The organism is Ruania albidiflava DSM 18029 (assembly GCF_000421225.1).
In the GTDB taxonomy this organism is placed as follows: Bacteria; Actinomycetota; Actinomycetes; order Actinomycetales; family Beutenbergiaceae; genus Ruania; species Ruania albidiflava.
The window spans coordinates 20,271-37,966 of the sequence record NZ_ATWL01000009.1 but is presented as its reverse complement, the minus strand read 5'-3'; the positions used below and the strand labels follow the sequence as shown (position 1 = coordinate 37,966).

18 protein-coding genes, 1 tRNA gene and 1 other RNA gene are annotated in these 17,696 nt (G+C 69.6%); 8 read left to right on the top strand and 12 right to left on the bottom strand.

The annotated features are described in order from the left end of the window. Nucleotides 1-107: 107 nt before the first annotated feature. From K338_RS0111565 to ffs, 5 genes are all read right to left on the bottom strand, one after another. On the bottom strand, nt 108-899 hold the full coding sequence (locus K338_RS0111565; RefSeq protein WP_027286751.1) for a TSUP family transporter: 792 nt from the start codon (nt 897-899) through the stop codon (nt 108-110). A gap of 159 nt (nt 900-1,058) precedes the next feature. Further along, nucleotides 1,059-1,637: a DUF5063 domain-containing protein gene (locus tag K338_RS0111560; RefSeq protein WP_022918335.1), complete on the bottom strand. Its 579-nt coding sequence runs from the start codon at nt 1,635-1,637 to the stop codon at nt 1,059-1,061. Beyond that, entirely contained in the window at nt 1,630-2,235 is a 606-nt protein-coding gene (gene recR, locus K338_RS0111555; protein WP_022918334.1) for a recombination mediator RecR, read from the bottom strand. The genes K338_RS0111560 and recR overlap by 8 nt, the downstream gene beginning before the upstream one ends. Further along, nucleotides 2,232-4,850 carry a DNA polymerase III subunit gamma and tau gene (locus K338_RS22190; protein WP_040653760.1) on the bottom strand — a complete coding sequence of 873 codons (2,619 nt, stop codon included), beginning with the start codon at nt 4,848-4,850 and terminating at the stop codon, nt 2,232-2,234. Before K338_RS22190 ends, recR begins: the two co-directional genes overlap by 4 nt. Nucleotides 4,851-4,981: 131 nt before the next feature. After that, nucleotides 4,982-5,078: signal recognition particle sRNA small type (ffs, locus tag K338_RS25150), an RNA gene on the bottom strand. A gap of 206 nt (nt 5,079-5,284) precedes the next feature. Here ffs and K338_RS22185 point away from each other — a divergent pair. Both K338_RS22185 and K338_RS0111540 read left to right on the top strand, forming a co-directional pair. Then, nucleotides 5,285-6,490 (top strand): cation:proton antiporter, encoded by a 1,206-nt coding sequence (locus K338_RS22185; protein WP_022918332.1) that lies wholly within the window; start codon nt 5,285-5,287, stop codon nt 6,488-6,490. A gap of 106 nt (nt 6,491-6,596) precedes the next feature. Continuing rightward, nucleotides 6,597-6,684, top strand: a tRNA-Ser gene (locus K338_RS0111540). A 124-nt stretch (nt 6,685-6,808) separates the two neighbouring features. On the opposite strand, the gene K338_RS0111535 is transcribed toward K338_RS0111540, so the two are convergent. Further along, complete coding sequence (locus K338_RS0111535) at nt 6,809-7,732, bottom strand: helix-turn-helix transcriptional regulator (RefSeq protein ID WP_022918331.1); 924 nt, start codon at nt 7,730-7,732, stop codon at nt 6,809-6,811. A 238-nt stretch (nt 7,733-7,970) separates the two neighbouring features. Here K338_RS0111535 and K338_RS0111530 point away from each other — a divergent pair, with 238 nt between their 5' ends. The 6 genes from K338_RS0111530 (at nt 7,971) to K338_RS0111505 (ending at nt 11,700) form a co-directional block, all read left to right on the top strand. Further along, entirely contained in the window at nt 7,971-8,993 is a 1,023-nt protein-coding gene (locus K338_RS0111530) for a zinc-dependent alcohol dehydrogenase family protein (protein WP_022918330.1), read from the top strand. A 64-nt stretch (nt 8,994-9,057) separates the two neighbouring features. After that, nucleotides 9,058-9,651 carry a DapH/DapD/GlmU-related protein gene (locus K338_RS0111525; RefSeq protein WP_022918329.1) on the top strand — a complete coding sequence of 198 codons (594 nt, stop codon included), beginning with the start codon at nt 9,058-9,060 and terminating at the stop codon, nt 9,649-9,651. 36 nt (nt 9,652-9,687) lie between these two features. Then, nucleotides 9,688-9,981, top strand: a complete 294-nt coding sequence (locus K338_RS0111520; RefSeq protein WP_022918328.1) for a type II toxin-antitoxin system VapB family antitoxin — start codon at nt 9,688-9,690, stop codon at nt 9,979-9,981. A 34-nt stretch (nt 9,982-10,015) separates the two neighbouring features. Further along, on the top strand, nt 10,016-10,627 hold the full coding sequence (locus K338_RS0111515) for a LytR C-terminal domain-containing protein (RefSeq protein WP_022918327.1): 612 nt from the start codon (nt 10,016-10,018) through the stop codon (nt 10,625-10,627). Between the two features lies 1 nt (nt 10,628). Continuing rightward, a complete protein-coding gene (locus tag K338_RS22180) occupies nt 10,629-10,955 on the top strand; it encodes a DUF4190 domain-containing protein (protein ID WP_022918326.1) in 327 nt (108 codons plus the stop codon). 10 nt (nt 10,956-10,965) lie between these two features. Beyond that, on the top strand, nt 10,966-11,700 hold the full coding sequence (locus K338_RS0111505; RefSeq protein ID WP_022918325.1) for a glutamine amidotransferase: 735 nt from the start codon (nt 10,966-10,968) through the stop codon (nt 11,698-11,700). An 86-nt stretch (nt 11,701-11,786) separates the two neighbouring features. On the opposite strand, the gene K338_RS22175 is transcribed toward K338_RS0111505, so the two are convergent. The 6 genes from K338_RS22175 to K338_RS0111470 all read right to left on the bottom strand — a co-directional run bounded on the left by K338_RS22175 (nt 11,787) and on the right by K338_RS0111470 (nt 17,603). Beyond that, nucleotides 11,787-12,539, bottom strand: a complete 753-nt coding sequence (locus K338_RS22175; protein ID WP_084481060.1) for a TetR/AcrR family transcriptional regulator — start codon at nt 12,537-12,539, stop codon at nt 11,787-11,789. Nucleotides 12,540-12,726: 187 nt separating this feature from the next. Beyond that, nucleotides 12,727-14,523: a periplasmic substrate-binding domain-containing protein gene (locus K338_RS0111495; protein WP_022918323.1), complete on the bottom strand. Its 1,797-nt coding sequence runs from the start codon at nt 14,521-14,523 to the stop codon at nt 12,727-12,729. A gap of 375 nt (nt 14,524-14,898) precedes the next feature. Further along, nucleotides 14,899-15,444, bottom strand: a complete 546-nt coding sequence (locus tag K338_RS0111485; protein ID WP_157612371.1) for a hypothetical protein — start codon at nt 15,442-15,444, stop codon at nt 14,899-14,901. A 287-nt stretch (nt 15,445-15,731) separates the two neighbouring features. Next, nucleotides 15,732-16,271 (bottom strand): hypothetical protein, encoded by a 540-nt coding sequence (locus K338_RS0111480; RefSeq protein WP_157612370.1) that lies wholly within the window; start codon nt 16,269-16,271, stop codon nt 15,732-15,734. 181 nt (nt 16,272-16,452) lie between these two features. Continuing rightward, nucleotides 16,453-17,070 carry a hypothetical protein gene (locus K338_RS0111475; protein WP_022918319.1) on the bottom strand — a complete coding sequence of 206 codons (618 nt, stop codon included), beginning with the start codon at nt 17,068-17,070 and terminating at the stop codon, nt 16,453-16,455. Then, entirely contained in the window at nt 17,067-17,603 is a 537-nt protein-coding gene (locus K338_RS0111470; RefSeq protein WP_022918318.1) for a hypothetical protein, read from the bottom strand. Before K338_RS0111470 ends, K338_RS0111475 begins: the two co-directional genes overlap by 4 nt. Between the last annotated feature and the right edge of the window lie 93 nt (nt 17,604-17,696).

Below are 17,696 nucleotides of genomic sequence, written 5' to 3'. Positions count from 1 at the left end.
CCTCTGTGCGCCCGTCTGCAGCACGAATCGGAATCCGCAGCACGGCCAGCAGCAATGCAGATGCCGGTTCGCGCTGCAGACACCCGCTCAACGCGAGAGCCGGCTGTTCACCCGCCCCGCAGCACGTCCCCGACCAGCCGGACGATGAGCACGCTCACCACCAGCACGAACGCCACCCGCACGAACCGGCTGCCGCGGGCCACTGCCGTGCGGGCGCCGAGGTAGGCGCCGGCGATGTTCGCCAGCCCGAGCACGAGCCCGATCCCCCACAGCACCGCCCCGTGCGGCACGAAGAACACCAGGGCGCCCAGGTTGGTGGCGAAGTTCACGATCTTCGCCAGCGCCGAGGCCGGCAGGAACGCATACCCGAGCACGCTCACCAGCGCGATCACCAGGAAGCTGCCGGTACCCGGGCCGAGCAGCCCGTCGTAGAGACCGATCACCGCACCGAGCGCCGTCGCGGTGCCGTAGTGCCGGTTCCCGCGCCAGCGCAGCTCCGTGGTCGCCCCGACCTTCGGCTTGACCAGCACGTACACCGCCACCAGCACCAGGGCCGTGATGATGATCGGCTGCAGCGCGGAGGCCGGCAGCGAGGAGGCCAGCGCGGCGCCACCGATCGCAGCGAGGAGTGCCACCAGAGCCATCGGCGCCGCGGTCCGCAGGTCCGGCTGGATGCGTCGGTAGTAGGTCAGGGAGCTGGTAGAGGTGCCCAGGATCGAGCCGAGCTTGTTCGTGGCCAGCGCCTGCACGGGGCTGATGCCGGGCACGAGCAGCAGGGTCGGCAGCTGGATCAGCCCGCCGCCGCCGACCACGGCGTCCACGAACCCAGCCGTCAGGCCCGCCAGGGCGAGCAGCACCAGGGTCCAGACACTGACCTCAAGACCGGCGGAGGCCGGCAGCGCGAGGGTGTGCTCGGCGAGCAGGGTGGGGTCGGGCACAGCGCAGTACTACCACCTCAGGCACAGCGGCGCCGAACGGTACGGCCGTGCCGCAGGTCCCAGGCGCACGAACAGGCCACGACGGTGCGGCAGGCCTTGGCCGCCCAGCAGACCGCAGGCTCAGTCGGCGGAGTGCAGCGCGTCGAACTCGGCCTCGGCGGCGACCTCGTCGTCCACGTCCAGCCGCAGGTGGGCGATGAGGCCGAGCAGCACCCGGGTAGCGCTGGCGGCGGACTCCCCCCAGTCGGAAAGGTAGGAGAACTGCCACCACCAGAGCGCTTCGGAGGCGTGCCCGGCGCGGTGGTGACGCAACCCTTCGGCGAGCGCCTGGGCGATGTCGGCCAGGTCGTTGCTCAGCGACTCGGTGCTCACCTGCGGCCCGACCAGCGGGTCGTCCACCTCGTGGTACTCGTCGATGCCTTCGAGCACGTTCGCCAGCGAGACCCGCAGCGGTTCCATGTCCACGTCGGGCCCGTCGTCCGGTTCGAACCGTTCGGCAGGCACGACGTCGACGATCGCACCGAGGCGGGCACCGGCGGCGCTGAGGTCGGAGGCGGCGAGCAGCAGCAGCGGGATGGCGGCATCCGGTGCGTCCCCGGAGGCGACCTTGCGGACGGTCTCCAGGTACTGCTCGGAGGCGGCAGCCAGGGCGGCCCCGAGGGCGAGCAGGTCGTTGTCCAGCTCGGGGGTGTCAGGCATCGATGCTCCTCCGTCCTTCGAACGCCCGGCCGAGGGTGATCTCGTCTGCGTACTCCAAGTCTCCCCCGACCGGGAGCCCGGAGGCGAGACGAGAGACCGTCAGGCCCATCGGGTGGAGCATCCGGGCCAGGTAGGTGGCGGTAGCCTCGCCCTCCACGTTCGGGTCGGTGGCGATGATGATCTCGGTGACCGAACCGTCCGCCAGGCGGGTCATCAGCTCACGGATGCGCAGGTCGTCCGGACCGACACCGTCGATCGGGTTGATGGCGCCGCCGAGCACGTGGTAGCGGCCGCGGAACTCCCGGGTGCGCTCGATGGCCACCACATCTTTGGGTTCCTCCACGACACACAGCAGCGAGGCGTCCCGACGGGGGTCGCGGCAGATCCGGCACTGGTCCTCTTCGGAGACGTTGCCGCACGTCTCGCAGAACCGCACCCGGGCCTTGACCTCGGTGAGAGCGGTGGCCAGCCGTTGGACCTGCGCCGGGTCGGCTCCGAGGATGTAGAACGCGATCCGCTGAGCACTCTTCGGGCCGACGCCGGGGAGCTGACCCAGTTCGTCGATCAGCTCCTGGACGACGCCGTCGTAGGCGTTCACCGGTCACCCCCTTGATCGGACTCGAGGATCTCGTCGATCACGGTACCGCCGAGCAGCCGGGCCACCAGAGGGGCGCCGGAGAGCCCGGTCGACTCGATGTCCGGGTCGCTGGGGTCCAGGTCGAGGTCCGGCTCAGCTTCTGGTGTGGCCTCCGGGGCGGAGATGGTGGTGCCCTGGCTGAGCGAGGCGCGACGGGCCTCCCGTGCGGCGGCCAGCGCCTGCTCGCGTGGCGAGGTGGTGCCTGGGGCAGCGCTCGACGGCGGAGGCGCGCCTGGCCCGGGGGGCGTCCCCGGGCTCTGGGGTGCTGTGGGTGGGGCGGGCGCCTGGGCGGCAACCGATGCTGGCGGCTCCGCGCTCGGGGAGGGCGCGCTGGGCGCCGGTGACGGGGTGGGCTGAGCGGGAGGGTGCTCGTCTGCCGAGCCCTGCGGTACACCGTCCTCGACCGGGTCGGCAGGCACGGGTTCTTCGACGTCCCACGGTGGTGGGCTCGACGCGCTGGGAGCGGTGCTTGTCGGGGACGGTGGCGGCGGGCTCCCCGGAGCAGGCGTGGCAGCGGGCGTGGTAGCCGACGGCGGAGCCTCGGGATCTGCGCTCCCGGCAGCGGCCGCACCGGGGGCGTCCCACGCTGAGCTGGCGGCTGGCGACCCACCGGCCGGTCCCCACCCGGGGTCTGCTGCCGCGCCGCCCCCTGTGGAGCCGGGTGGGTCTGTGGCTGGCGGTCCACTCCACCCAGGGCCACCTGGGCCAGGGCCACCTGTTCCCGGTCCGCTGCCCGGCCCACCGGGGCCGGCAGGGCCCGGGCCACCGGGTGCAGCCGGGCCACCACCGGCCGATCCGTCGGCGACGATCGGCTCGATGCGCACATCCAGCCCGAGGGTCTCCACCAGCGCACGCTGCAGGAACTCGGCATGCTGACCGGTGCGGAACGCCGAGGCCAGACCTGAGGTGGAGAAGCCCAGACGCAAGGTCGCGGCATCCAGGTCCACGATCTGGGCGTCCTGGGAGATCAGCGCCCACGTGGTGCGCTTGATCCGGGCCAGCGTGTCCAGCACCTCGGGCCAGCGGCGCCGCACCTCGGCCGCGGACAGCGCCCCGGCATCCGGTACCGCGGCCTGGGCGGTGGTCGCCGGGTCGGCGGGCGGCGGCGCAGCTGCCGGTGGGTGGGCCGGTGCTTCCTGCCTGGTCGGCTCCGAGCGCGGCTCCGGTTGCTGCCCGGCCGGGCTGTCCGGGGCCGCGGAGGCAGTGCCAGCACCGGCCGCCGTCCGGCCCGGATCCTCCTGCGGACCGGGGCCAGCGGGCTGCGGCGACCGACCGGCGGTCTCGCCGCCCGTCGCCGGCGCAGCCGGTGGGGCGGCTCCCGACGGGTCCGGCGTGGTCGGCGCGGCCCCCGGCCGCGCTGGGCGGCCCTGGGCGGGTGAGTCGGACGCGCCTGCCGGCCCACTACCAACCTGGCCCGAGCCCACAGCACCCTCGAGCCACTCGAGCCGTGCAGCAAGACCGCCTGCGCCGTCGTCGGCGGATGGAAGGAGCAACCGTGCGCAGAGCAGCTCCAGCTGCAACCGCGGTGAGGTGGCGCCGGCCATCTCGGTGAGCGCCTCGTTCACGAGGTCGGCCGCGCGGGACAGCGTGGCCGGCGACAGGTGCGAGGCCTGCGTCTGCATCCGCTGCAGCTGGTCGACGGGCACCGCCCGCAGCACGCTGGCCGCCTGCTCACCGGCAGCTCGCACGACGATCAGGTCCCGGAGCCGCTCGAGCAGGTCCTCGACGAACCGCCGCGGAGCGTGCCCGGACTCGATCACCCGGTCGACGACCTGGAACAGGCTCGCACCGTCGCGAGCGGCCAGGGCATCGACAGTGTCGTCCAGCAGGCTGTCGTGGGTGAACCCGAGGAGAGCGACGGCTCGTTCGTAGCCCAGCGATCCGTCGTCGGTGCCCGCGATGAGCTGGTCGAGCACGGAGAGGCTGTCGCGCACCGATCCCCCACCGGCGCGCACCACCAGCGGCAGCACACCGGAGGCCACCTGGATGCCTTCGGCCTCGGCGAGGGAGGAGAGGTACTCGGTGAGCTGCTCGGGCGGCACGAGGCGGAACGGGTAGTGGTGGGTGCGGGAGCGGATGGTGCCGATGACCTTCTCCGGCTCCGTGGTGGCGAAGACGAACTTCACGTGCGGCGGGGGTTCTTCCACGAGCTTCAGCAGCGCGTTGAAGCCCTGCGTGGAGACCATGTGCGCCTCGTCGATGATGAATACCTTGTACCGGTCCCGAGCGGGGGCGAACGCCGCCCGCTCGCGCAGCTCTCGGGCATCGTCCACGCCGCCGTGGGAGGCGGCGTCCATCTCCACCACGTCGATCGAACCGGCCCCGCCGCGGGCCAGCTCCACACAGCTGTCGCAGGTGCCGCACGGGGTGGAGGTCGGGCCCTGCGCGCAGTTCAGGCAGCGGGCGAAGATCCGGGCGGAGGTGGTCTTGCCGCAGCCGCGCGGTCCGGAGAACAGGTACGCGTGGGTGACCCGTCCGTTGTCCAGTGCGGCCATCAGCGGTCCGGTGACGTGTTCCTGGCCGATCACGTCGGCGAACGTCTCTGGCCGGTAGCGGCGATACAGGGCGGTGCTCACCCCGTCCACAATAGGCGGCGCCGCTGACATCGCGCAGCCACCTGTGGGCATCGCGACAGCCCGCACTCGGATCGTGCACCCGCTCGTCGCCCAGGACCAGGGCCAGTCCCGGGAGCACGCACCGCCGGCAACGAGACGACCCCTCGCGCACCCGCCAGAGCCCACCTGCCCTTGCTGCCTTCCGGCCCTGGGGGAGTTCAGTGAGTTGACGCCGCACGAGGGGTCTGCCGAAGAGTCTACCTGCCCTGCCGCGGTGCTGGCCACGAGCGTCGCCGGCCCGGAAGTCCGGCAGCGGCGGCCGGTGCTGCCCGCCGGCGGCCGGCACGACGCCTGCGCTCTAGACTCTGGGCCGCTGGGGTGAGGACGCGAGGCGGGCAGACGACAGGCCTGCTGGCAGGACGTAACGCCGGGCGCCGGACGGCTGGAGGAGGGCCATGGTGGAAGCGCAGCTTCTCGTCGAAAGCCTGCTGTCCATGTGGTGGATCGCCCTGGCGGCGCTGCTTGCCCCGGTGCTGGCGCTTGCGACCAGGCGCACGATCCCCGATGTCGTCTGGCTGCTCGCACTCGGTGCTCTCATCGGTCCCCATGCGCTCGGGCTTGCCGAGCAGACCGAACCGGTCGGATTCCTCCGCGAGCTGGGGATGGGCTTCCTCTTCCTTCTCGCCGGGTTCGAGGTGAACACTGCAGACCTGCGTGGCCAGCAGGGACGGCGGGCCGCACGGACGTGGCTGGTCTGCGCGCTGTTGGGCACGGGGGCGGGCTTCCTGCTGGTCCAGGGTGACTGGCAGGTGGCCGTGGTGCTGGGCATCGCCTCGACCTCGACTGCGCTCGGCACGCTGCTGCCGATCCTCAAGGATGCGGGCATCATGACCACTCCGCTGGGCCGGGCCACCATGGTCCACGGCGCCTGTGGCGAGCTGCTGCCGATCGTGGCGATGTCCTTGCTGCTGTCCACTCGCGGCACCTGGCAGGCAGCCCTCGTGCTGGTGCTCTTCGCGATCGCAGCGGTGGTCACCGTCGCCATCCCGGCCCGGATCTACCGGCGGATCCCGCTGCTGGGACGAGCGTTCGGGGCGGCAGCGAACTCCACGATGCAGACCACGCTGCGGGTCAGCGTGTGGGTGCTGATCACCCTGATGCTGCTCACCGCCGTGCTCGAGCTGGACGTGGCGCTGGGCGCCTTCACTGCTGGCCTGCTGCTGAACTCGATGCTCCAGGCAATCTCGGCTGGACAGGCCGCGGAGACCATGCACAAGGTCGAGATCGTGGGGTTCAGCCTGCTGATCCCCGTGTTCTTCGTCACCAGCGGGATGGGCATCGACGTCGCTGCCGTGCTCGCCCAGTGGCCAGTGCTGGTCGGCTTCGTCATGATGATCACCCTGGTGCGCGGACTGCCGGTCACCGTGGCCGAGCTGGGCACGCAGACGGGCTCTGGTCTGGTCGACAGACGGCAGGAGGTAGCCCTGGGCCTGTACTCGGCGACCGGTCTGCCGATCATCGTGGCGGTCACCCAGATCGCCGCATCCTCGGCGCTCATCACCACCACGACAGCCGCCACGATGGTCACCGGCGGCGCCGTCACTGTGCTGGTGTTTCCGTTCATCGCCTCGCGGCTGGCCAGTCACCGCGCAGGTCGATGAGGCGACGGCGCAACTGCGCGCTCATGCTCAGGCCCGCTCCTGGCACGGGCGGTTCGCTCCGCGGCCTGGACGTCGGGTACCCTGTTCACTGCTCACATCGAGCACAGGAGGATTCGCCTAGTGGCCTATGGCGCACGCTTGGAAAGCGTGTTGGGTGCAAGCCCTCGGGGGTTCGAATCCCCCATCCTCCGCCAGTCGGGCGCATGACCTCGTGCGACCAGGCAGATCACGCGAGGTCGTGCCGCCTCTTCGCCTGGTGATCCGCACCGTTCGGCAGGCAGCGGACGGAACATCGCAGCGACCTCGGGCACGGCACCCTCAAGGAAGCCCCTCACGGCCTGAGCGCGCTTCGCGTCCCGCTCCCTGAGCTTCCTCGGACAGCCGGTCCTGGCCGTACTCGCTGGCCGCCCAGGAGGCGAGCAGCTGCATCCGCTCAGCCGACGGCGAGGCCGGTTCGGCAGCGTAGATGGTGAGCGTGAGCCCGGGTTCCGCGTCCATCGCCAACCCCTCGTAGGCCAGTGTCAGCTCACCGACGACCGGGTGGTGGAAGGTCTTGAACCCGGTGCCGTGGTGGCGCACGTCGTGGGCTCCCCAGCGTCTGCGGAACTCGGCGCTGCGGGTGGACAGCTCCCCGATCAGGTCGTGCAGGTCCTTGTTGTGCGGGTCCCGACCGGCCTCCGTGCGCAGGATCGCCACGGTGACATCGGCGAACTTCTCCCAGTCCGGATAGAACTGATCAGCACGTTCGTCCAGGAAGGTGAACCGGGCGATGTTGGGCGGCTGGCCAGGCATGTCGAAGGTGTCGCAGTAGAACGCCCGGGCCAGGCTGTTGGTGGCCAGCAGGTCCATGCGGCCGTTGCGCACGAAGGCCGGGCCGGACGTGACGGCGTCGAGGGTCCACTGCAGGCTCCGGTGCGGCTGCCAGGACCGCGGGCTGCGTCGGCGAGGTGGTCGCGCCACCGGAGAGGCAGCGTGGGCGAGGTCGAACAGGTGCGCACGTTCGGCCTCGTCCAGGTGCAGCGCCCGGGCTACCGCATCCAGCACCTCCGGCGAGGCACCGCGGATCGATCCACGTTCCAGCTTGGTGTAGTACTCCACACTCACACCAGCCAAGGTGGCGACCTCGCTGCGCCGCAGCCCCGCAACACGGCGGTTGCCTCCCTGCGGCAGCCCCACCTGGCCCGGCGTGATCCGAGCACGCCGCGAGGTCAGGAACTCGCGGACCTCTGCCCGGTTGTCCATCGCTCCTCCTCGGTCCGGCCCTGCTCCGCAGTCCGGCGTACTCGGCCGGTGGCGTTTTGCTCGCTGCTCAGGCTAGGTCTGGGGCCCGCGCGCGAGGGAGTCCCTCCCGGTACCCCCATCATCAGGCTCTCCCACGCCGCCGACCACCCGAGCATCATGGAACGCGGCGGCAGGTGGCTGTCCCCCGGACCGCCGCCCAGGCTGCGAGCGCAGCCACCAACCCAGGAGAGGAAGACCGATGCGCGGTGTTGTGATGCATGCTCCCGGTGATGTGCGGGTCGAGGAGCGGGAGGATCCGCGGATCGAGGACCCGACCGATGCGGTGATCCGGGTCGTGGCCGCCTGCGTCTGCGGCTCCGACCTGTGGCCCTATCGTGGCACGGACACCCCGGATGGCCAGCTGATGGGTCACGAGTACGTCGGTGTGGTGGAGCAGGTGGGCGAGCAGGTCACGACTGTCGCTCCCGGTGACTGGGTGGTCGGCTCCTTCGTGATCTCCGACAACACCTGCGAGATCTGCGCCGCCGGCTACCAGTCCCGGTGCGTGAACGCCGTCTTTGTCGATGGTGCGATCGGCACACAAGCCGAGTACGCCCGGATCCCGCACGCTGACGGCACCCTGGTGCGCACCCCGGGGGTCCCCGACCCGGACCTGGTCCCCTCCCTGCTCGCCGCGTCCGACGTGCTGGGCACCGGCTGGTTCGCCGCGGTCGCCGCCGAGGCAGGCCCCGGCAAGACGGTCGCAGTGGTGGGTGACGGCGCCGTCGGACTGATGGGTGTGCTGGCCGCCCGGCAGCTGGGTGCCGAGACCATCATCGCGATGAGCCGCCACCAGGACCGGCAACGGCTCGCGCGAGAGTTCGGCGCCACGCACATCGTCACCGAGCGTGGCGAGGCCGGCGTCGCGAAGGTGAAGGAGCTGACCGGCGGGCTCGGCGCGCACAGCGTGATCGAGGCGGTCGCGACCCAGGAGTCGATGATGCAGGCGATCCGCTCCACCCGTCCGGGTGGTCACGTGGGGTACGTCGGCGTCTCGCACGACGTACAGCTGCCGGGCGGCGAGCTGTTCTTCTCCCTGGTCCACCTGCACGGTGGCCCCGCGCCGGTGCGGCGGTTCCTGCCGGAGCTCATCGACCTGATCTGGGACCGCACGATCGAGCCGGGCAAGGTCTTCGACCGCACCCTGCCGCTGGAACAGGCGGCCGAGGCGTACGCAGCCATGGACCAGCGCCAGGCCATCAAGGTCCTCCTCCAGCCCTGATCGGCCGAACCTCCAGCCCTGACCGACCGCACGCACAGCCCTGACCGACCGAACGGAGGCACCGATGCCAGACCTGCACGATCTCCTCACCGCCCTCGACGACGGCCAGACCATTCCTGGCGGTTCCCCGCTGCACGAGGTGATGCACCGGGTCAGCCAGGACGCGCTGCGCCTCACCGGCGAGCTCAACGGCGGCTACCACGACCAGGCCCAGGTCCGCGACCTGCTCGCACAGCTGACGGGCACCACCATCGCGGAGTCGGTCACCGTGTTCCCGCCCCTGACCTCCGACTTCGGCAGGAACCTCCGGATCGGTCAGCGGGTGTTCATCAACTCCGGGTGCCGGTTCCAGGACCAGGGCGGGGTGCGGATCGGTGACGACTGTCTGATCGGCCACAACACGGTCTTCGCCACGCTGAACCATCACCTGGACCCCACCCGGCGCGCCGACCTGCTGCCGGCAGCCATCGTGCTGGGCCGCAACGTCTGGGTCGGGGCGAACGTGACCATCCTGCCCGGGGTGAGGATCGGTGACGATGCGGTGGTTGCGGCGGCGTCGGTGGTCACCAAGGACGTCCCCGCGGGTGCCGTGGTGATGGGTTCGCCGGCCCGGGTGGTCAGAGAGGTCCCGTCACCGGCAAGTCCCCCGCGAGGATGACGCCGCGCGCCCTTGTTCTCACCTAGGATCGACTGCGTGATCTTCAAGTCCGTGGGCGATGGGCGTCCCTACCCCGACCACGGGCTGCGCACCCCCAAGCAGTGGGCAGAGGTGCCGCCACGCCAGGTGCGCCTGGACGAGCTGGTCACCACCAAGTCCACGTTGGACCTGCGCAGCCTGCTGTCGGAGGACTCCACCTTCTACGGCGACCTGTTCGCGCACGTGGTCGCCTGGCGTGGTCATCTCTACCTGGAGGACGGGCTGCACCGCGCACTGCGCGCAGCTCTGCAGCAGCGCAACCTGCTGCACGCGCGGGTGCTCGAGCTGTGACCTTCCCGCAACACCAGACGTGTAGGTTCAGCACGTGAGCACGCAGCAGTCCCGCGCCCGTGCCCGCGCAGCCCGGCGCCGGCACCTCCAGCAACGCCAGACGGTCATCTTCGGCACCCTGATCGCGGCGATGCTGGTGGTCGGCCTGGCCTCCGGGGCGATGTGGGTGGGCATCCTGCCCAGCCCGTTCAGCGTGCCGATCAACTCCCCGGAACCGACCGCCTCGGAAGCCACTGTCCCGTGCCCGCCAGAGGATGCCACGTTCGTGGCGTTGGAGGACATCACGGTGAACGTCCTCAACGGCACCAGCCGCGTCGGCCTGGCCGCGTCCACCTCCGATGCGCTCACCAACCACGGGGTGACCGTGGCGGAGCAGTCCAACTCGGAGGCCCCCTATGCGGGCACCGTGGAGATCGTGACCGGTGCGGACGGTCTGCCGGCCGCGTTCACCATCGCCGAGCTGTTCGACAACGCGACGATCCAGACCGACTCCCGAGGCGGGGCCACGCTGGACGTGGTCCTCGGTGCGAACTTCGAGGCGCTCCGCTCCAGCGACGAGATCTCGATCGACCCCGAGGCCCCCATCCCGGCAGCCACGGACTGCACCCCGCTGTCCACCGCCAGCCCGAGCGCCGAGGAGGGCTGAGGTGAGCCACCCGGCCGGCCGCTCCCCGTACGACAACTCCTACACGCTACCGATGCCAGATCCTGCGGTGACGTTCGCCGGTCCCGGGTACTTCACCCCGGCGCCGCGCTCCAGCGCCGCAGCCACCATCGCCCTGGTGTGCGCGCTGCTCGGGGTGATCACGTTCGTCCCGGCTCTGGCGGCGGTGGTCCTGGGCATCGTCGCCCTGCGCCAGACCGCGAACCACCGGCTGCGTGGCCGCGGCCTGGCGGAAGCGGCGGTGGCGATCGGGGGAATCACGCTGCTGGGCTGGTCGGCGATGTTCGCAGCCGTGTTCTGGATTAGCTGAACCGGCGATCGTGAAGCCGTTCCTGCTGCTGGCCAGCCGCGCCGAGGACGCTGCGGCCGACACCGAGTACGAGGCATTCCTGCGGTACGGCGGGCTGACCGAGGGCCAGCTGCAGCGGGTGCGGATGGAGGCCGGCCCGCTGCCGGAGCTCACGCTGGCGGACTACTCCGGGGTGATCGTGGGCGGTAGCCCGTTCAACTCCAGCGACCCGGTGGAGTCGAAGTCGCCGGTGCAGCGGCGCGTGGAGAATGAGCTGACCGCGCTGCTGGACCAGATCGTGCACCGGGACTTCCCGTTCCTCGGCGCCTGCTACGGGATCGCTTCCCTGGGAGCACACCGGGGCGGGATCATCGACACCACCTACGGTGAACCGGTCGGGGCTGTGCTGATCGAGCAGACGGATGCCGGGCGAGCGGACCCGCTGCTGGCGGGGCTGCCGGAGACCTTCCACGCCTTCGTGGGGCACAAGGAGGCCTGCCGGGTGCTGCCCGAGGATGCGGTGCTGCTGGCCACCTCCGCCCGCTGCCCGGTGCAGATGTTCCGGGTGGGCCAGAACGTGTACGCCACCCAGTTCCACCCCGAGCTGGACGCCGATGGCCTGATCACCCGGATCGGGGTCTACGACCGGCACGGCTACTTCCCGCCGGAGCAGGCCGAGGCGGTCGCCTCGGACGCACGCCGGGCCGACGTCTCGCACGCGCCCGGGGTGCTGCGCACGTTCGTGCAGCGCTTCGCCCGCCTCTGACTGCACGACGGCGGCACTCCCCGGGACGAGATCGCCTCACCTGGCCATCCCCCCCACGCACGGCGACGGCGCAGCACCAGGGGGTGCTACGCCGTCGGGCGGGTAGTGCGGATCAGCTCTGGGAGGCAAAACCCGGCGCGCTGGAGGAATCCACCGGCACCGGAGACGGTCCGGAAGGACCGGCCGTTGGTCAGCTGCAGCATCGGCTCCATCAGATGGCCCCAGAACTCACGGAGGAAGGTCACCGTCTCCTCCGGGCTACGGGGCGCGTCCAGGGCGAAGTCGATCAGCGCAGCACCGAGGCAGTGCCGCAGCACCACGCGGGCCCGGGCGTCCTCGTCGTCGCTGGGCTGCAGGGTGCCGGCAGCGATCCCGGCGTCGATCCGCTCCCGGGTGTTCTCCAGGGTGAACTTCAGGAAGGTGTCGCAGTACAGCCCACCCTCACGCAGGCTGCGGATGGTGTAGTGCACGGCTTGGGTGAGGAGCTCCAGGTCACCGGTGAGCGTCTCCTCCACGCTGGTCTTCTCAAGGCTGCTCGGCAGACGGGAGGCGGAGTACTGCAGCATGTACTCGTCGCACTCCTGGCGCAGGCGCGCCTTGGACCGGTAGTAGTGCGTGATGAGCCCGGCGGTGACACCGGCGCGAGCGGCAATCGCCCGCATACCCACATCGAATCCTTCGTAGGCGAACGACTCGATCGCAGCATCCCGGATCCGGTCGCGCGCATTGTCGGCAGCACCAGGTGCGGTGACGGGGCCACCTGGCGCTGTAGCGGTCAACATCTGGCTCTGGACGGCGGCGCCGTACAAGCGTCCGCGGTCGGTCTCATGCCTGCCCATGAAGCCCGAGACTACTGCCGTTTTCTGGGAATCACCCCTTGGGAGGTGTCCGATGGGGAGAACTACCCATCAGCTCTCCATGACCGATCGTCGATACCAAAGCGTGATCTCGTTGTGATCGCAATGAAATCTCATCGTGACCAGCTCGAGACCTCGCGGCGAGATCCTCGCGCTCCTCAACGCTTGTTCAGCCCTCGGCGACCGTCCAGTCCGGCACACCGGAGGTCAGTGAGGCCACCCCGCCGGGCCGCAGCTCCACCCCGTCGATCGACCGGTCGCTGATGGCGAGCACCGGCTGGGTGGCCAGCGGCAGCGCCACCGCATCCTCGACGATCGTGGCCTCGATCTGGACCCGCAGGTCGCGCGCCTCGTACTGGTCGGCGGCGCGGGCCAGGTCCTCGATCAGCGCATCCCGGTCGCTGTTCTGAGCGACGCTGAGGTTGGCCCGTCCGTCGCTGCCCCACTGCCAGCGGATCTGCGCCGGCGTCTGCGGGATCGGCACGCGGGTGATGATCGCCTGCCAACGAGTGTCTTCCTCGATAGCAGCAGAGACGTCGTCCGTGCCGCAGTCGCAGACCTCCCAGCCAGCCTCAGCCACCCCGGTGCGCAGCCCCGAGTAGACCGCGGAGGCGAACGGGTCGGTGGTGTCGTACAGCACGCACACCTGCGCGCCCTCGTCCACACCGATGGCTTCTCGTTCCTCGGCAGCATCACCGGGACCGCCGTCCAGCAGCGTCCGCAGACCTGCATCCTCCCGCGCGATGTCGTACCCCTCTCCCCCGGGTGGGAACAGCATCGCGTCGGTGGAGGGGTAGACGCCGCGCCACTGACCAGCCGCTGCCGTCAACACCTCGTCCCGCGGCACCGCCCGCAGGAAGGCCTGGCGGGCATTGTGCCAGGACAGCTCACCACGGTCGCTCCGCAGGATCAGTGCCCACATCGTCCCGTCATGGGCGTTGCTGACGCCGTAGTCAATCCGCTCCAGATCGCGGACCCGGGTCCGGTTGTCCGCTGTCGGGGCGACCGCGACCGCGTTCAGTGAGGTTCCCACCTGGGTGAGCAGGTCGCCCGCCGGCGTCTCGGCCAGGTCGACCCGTTCCACCTCGGGCTGGGCGTGGCCGGTGAACTCCCGGTTCACCTCCAAGGTGACCACCTGAGCATCGGTGCGTCGTTGGTCCACCTGGGTGATCCGGTACGGGCCGTTGGACAGCAGCAGGTCCTCCGGGATGTTGCTGCCGTCCCCTGAAGGCAGCACGAAGCCGGTGTTCCAGGCCTCGGCGAGCGCGGCTAGCGCCTCGGTGTCGCGCTCTGTGATCGCATCGATGATCGCTTGCTTGGCCTCCATCGGGTCCTCGATGCCGAACGCGAGCTCGCCGGCCACGTGCGCAGGGACGGCCACGTCCAGTGCGGTCTGCCAGTCGATCACCGGGTGGGCGAAGCGGACGTCGATCCACCGGCCGAACTCGTCGTAGTCGCTGATCTGCTCGCTGTCGCGCAGTCCAGTCGGCACGGACTCGAACCGCGGTGCCGGATCGTCGTCAGCGTTGTCGACATCATCGGTACCCTTGTCAGCTGCGCCCTCCTGCCTCTCGGTGAGTGCGTTGGAACCGGCGGCCCAGGCGAGCATCAGGTCGGCCGCATCGACCGGGATGCCGTCGGACCAGGTCGGCTCGGCCAGGTCGTAGCGGACTGTGAACGTCTCCGGGTTGGTAACGGTGGCGGTACCGAAGCTCTCGTCGATCACTGCGGCCCCGTCCACTGCCACAGCGAAGTGGCCGCGGGTGAGGGCTGCGACGCCCAGGTTGCCGTCGGTCGCTCCCTCGGTGCTGGCCGCGTTCGTGGACGTGAGCCGGTGGGTCCAGCCGATGGTGGTGCTCGACCCGGCAACCACAGAGTTCGGCAGCGGCGTGGCGCAAGCGGCGAGCGTCAGCATCGTGGCCAGTGCGCAGCCGAGCAGTCCCGCCCGGCGCCCCCGTCGTGGCACGGTCAACCTCTCCTCGCCGATCGCTGCAACCAGGTGTGAGTCTACGAGCCAGATAGCGGTCCGGTGGCACTCGACGCGTTCTCAGCCCTCGGGGCACTGGTCCAGGTCGCCCCATGTCCCCAGCGGCATCGTGGTCATCTCCACCGTGTCTATGTCCTTCTCGTCCCCGAGACCGCGCTTGACGTGGTCTGAGCCCACGCTGCCCGCACCGTCAACGGCACGGCCAGGGCGACCACAAAGGCGATCTGCGTCATACCGTGGCACGTGGCAGCGACGTTCGGATCCTCAGTGGTCACCGCCAGGAGAACCATCAGGTCGGTTCGTCTGACGGCCGTCAGACGAACCAGGACCTTCCTGCCCATCTTCTCCATCCAGTCACTGTCGGGCGTCCAACGTGTCCAGTTGCCCCAGCGGAACGTGCCGTGCCTGCTCAACGACACCAGGGGCGAGCCTTTCCCGGTCCGCCAAGAAGCGTAACGTCTGTTCCCGGATCGCCAACAGCTCCTCGATCTCACCCGGTGTCAACGTGGCGACGTCAAGCACGGGAGCATCGGCGGCCTCGACAACAGGATGCGACGCTACGACGAGAACCAGGAGCAGCACGACAGAGAGAATCGCTGCCAGCCAAGCGGGTGCCATCCACGCCCACGGGACGACCGCCGTCTGGCGATGCACCACCAGCAGGGTCACCGCCGCTGGTAGGAGGACGATCAGGGCAACACCGAATGCACCGCGTGGCCGTTCGCGACCTGTCTGCCACCATTCGGCGAGCAGCGCGAGAACAAAGACGACCGATAGTGCGAAGCACACTGCAGAGACCCGGATCGCGACTTCCGGGTCGAATCCGCGGCGCATGAAACCCAGCTCGGGGCTGGACAGGACCGCCGCTGCGCCGAAAGTGGCCGAGACGATCAGAACCATACGGACCAAGACACCCAATCCACTGCGCCAGAATCTTTCGCGCGAATCCGGCTGCATGGCTCGCGGACTCTCGAGGAGGACGCGTCGCTCGATCTCAGACGGGATGCCCACCGCCATCCGAGAGCGGGCCCATCGTTCGATGGGTCGTTCTTCCTCGGGCGCCACCCTCTACCTCCCCAGCGGCCGTGGATGTCGACGAGCGTAGTGAGGAGGCAGGGTACGAAAGGGCAGACCGTCCGAGCCTCCTAGGACACGTGACTGCACCAGGGCGGACCGGCTGGGCCGACTCACCGTTGTGAGGCTGCGTCCATGGTGTGCCAGGTACCCAGAGGCATCTCCGCCAGCTGCCGCCGGCGGTCCTCGTCCACGTGCACCACACCACGTTCGACCAGGATCTCCAGTGCGCGCCGACGGGCCCGGACATAGGCTGCGTCCCTGCCGGGACTGAGGCTCCAACGCCGCCGCGGGCGTCCCTGCTGAGATTTGGCGCCAAGCAGCATCACGACCACACCACCCAACCCGACAACAGCTGCGAGGATCATGAGCAGTGCGGCCCAAGCGTCTCCTTGTGCCTCCGGGGCTCCCCGCATCAGCAGGTAGGTCCCCAGTGAGACAACACCAGAGCCGCCGGCGACGAGAAGCTTCACCGGGCTCCTGTCCCGGTCCTCCCACCAGAAGATCAGCATCACGACGGCAGTTCCGATCGCCAACGCGAACAGCACTCGGAGGATGACCGGGTTCACCCCTAGCAGGAACAGGACGAGCCCGAGCACGGACGACCCGAAGCTCGGGATCGCCAGGATCGCCACCACCACGAAACCGATCACCCGCACGACGGTATCCGCCGTAGACTTCTCCACCACCGGCTCGCGACGCAGAATCTCATCCTCGACGTCCCCCCAGTGAACCGGAGGAGCGAGGTCGACGGTTCGCGCCCACTCCTCCGGTGTTTGGCTCGCTCTTCCCACCCCAGTCTCCTTCGATGGACGTCCGATCGTCACATCGTAGCTAGGCCCTGGCTGGCTCCCGCCAGGCCAACGTCGAGACGCACGTGTCGAAGAGGAATTTCATCGCGTCGATCGTGGGATGATCCGCTGGTGTGTCGACCGTGCGGCCGAACCCGGCGACCAGCTGGAGCGCCCGCCGGCGCTTGGCGCGCGGTATGGGCGTCAGGTAGATCACCGACTGCGCGACAACCGTCTGCGTCCCCAAGCGAACGTGTCTCTCCTCCTCGAATCGAAGCGTTCGGCTGTCTCCTCGAAGCGGTGTCGCCCCCTTCCCGTGGATCAGCGTCCGGGCCAGGTCGTCCAGCGTCTCGCCAGGGGCAGCACGGCGGATCGAGGCGTGGATGGAGGCAGGGATCGCCAGCGTCTCGTCACCCGGCTCGGTCGGCGCAAAGAACGCGAACACGCCGTTGCGTTCCATCTCCTCGAAGCTCTGACTCACCAGTCGCTTCGTCTCGGCATACAGATCGGGACGGTGCTGCTCCATGAACCGCTGCTTGACGACAGCCAGCATCGCATCCCGAGCCTGGTCGCCCGCCTGCTGACGCGTCCACCCAACTGGTAGCTGCAGATCGAACTCAGGTTCAGGCTGCAGACCGACCGCTTCCCGTATCCCCGTCATGCTGTTCCAGTCTCCTCGAAGTCCCACGGCGCTTCCTCCGGGATCTGCCCTACAGGTAGAACACCCACCAACGGTTCCCGGTCCGGACCGTCGATACGTAACGCTTCGGACAGCATCATGAACTCCGGCAGGACTCGCGAGACGAGCATCGCAGGTGCCTCTTCGATGCTCATCACCAGGGCAACCTCACCGTTGTCGAAGATCAGGTGGACCGAGGCGAGCTCGATGCCGTCCTCGACCCCGCGGGTGGAGACCTGGATTCCCTGCCCCAAGTACGGCGCTTCGACCGGGTGCACGATCCCATCCACGTCCGGCCAGTGCGGCAGTGTCGCACTTGTCACGAGGTCCAGGTGGCACAGGATAGTTGCGGGGTACGGGACTGGCCAGACCTGCAGCAAGACATCCGAGTCGGTCGACGCACGCTCGGCGAACGCCGAGCGCAGGACGTCTTCGATGTCCTTCTCCGTGGTGGGCTGGCCGTCCCAGCGATTCGAACCGACCAATGAGCGCAGCTGGTGGGCGTTCTGTGACACCCAGGTATCCTGCGCTTCCGGCGTCGCAGACTCCGGGATCGCGAACCACCCGGGGATATCGATCTGTTCTGCCAGCCCGAGCGTCCAGCTCGA

Bases quoted from the DNA above. Each gene is read 5' to 3' on its own strand.
- K338_RS0111530 (WP_022918330.1), top strand. From the start codon at position 7,971: ATGCGCGGTGTTGTGATGCATGCTCCCGGTGATGTGCGGGTCGAGGAG.
- K338_RS0111485 (WP_157612371.1), bottom strand. From the start codon at position 15,444: ATGGTTCTGATCGTCTCGGCCACTTTCGGCGCAGCGGCGGTCCTGTCC.
- K338_RS0111525 (WP_022918329.1), top strand. From the start codon at position 9,058: ATGCCAGACCTGCACGATCTCCTCACCGCCCTCGACGACGGCCAGACC.
- K338_RS0111535 (WP_022918331.1), bottom strand. From the start codon at position 7,732: ATGGACAACCGGGCAGAGGTCCGCGAGTTCCTGACCTCGCGGCGTGCT.
- K338_RS0111560 (WP_022918335.1), bottom strand. From the start codon at position 1,637: ATGCCTGACACCCCCGAGCTGGACAACGACCTGCTCGCCCTCGGGGCC.
- K338_RS22175 (WP_084481060.1), bottom strand. From the start codon at position 12,539: ATGGGCAGGCATGAGACCGACCGCGGACGCTTGTACGGCGCCGCCGTC.
- K338_RS22185 (WP_022918332.1), top strand. From the start codon at position 5,285: ATGGTGGAAGCGCAGCTTCTCGTCGAAAGCCTGCTGTCCATGTGGTGG.
- K338_RS0111475 (WP_022918319.1), bottom strand. From the start codon at position 17,070: ATGACGGGGATACGGGAAGCGGTCGGTCTGCAGCCTGAACCTGAGTTC.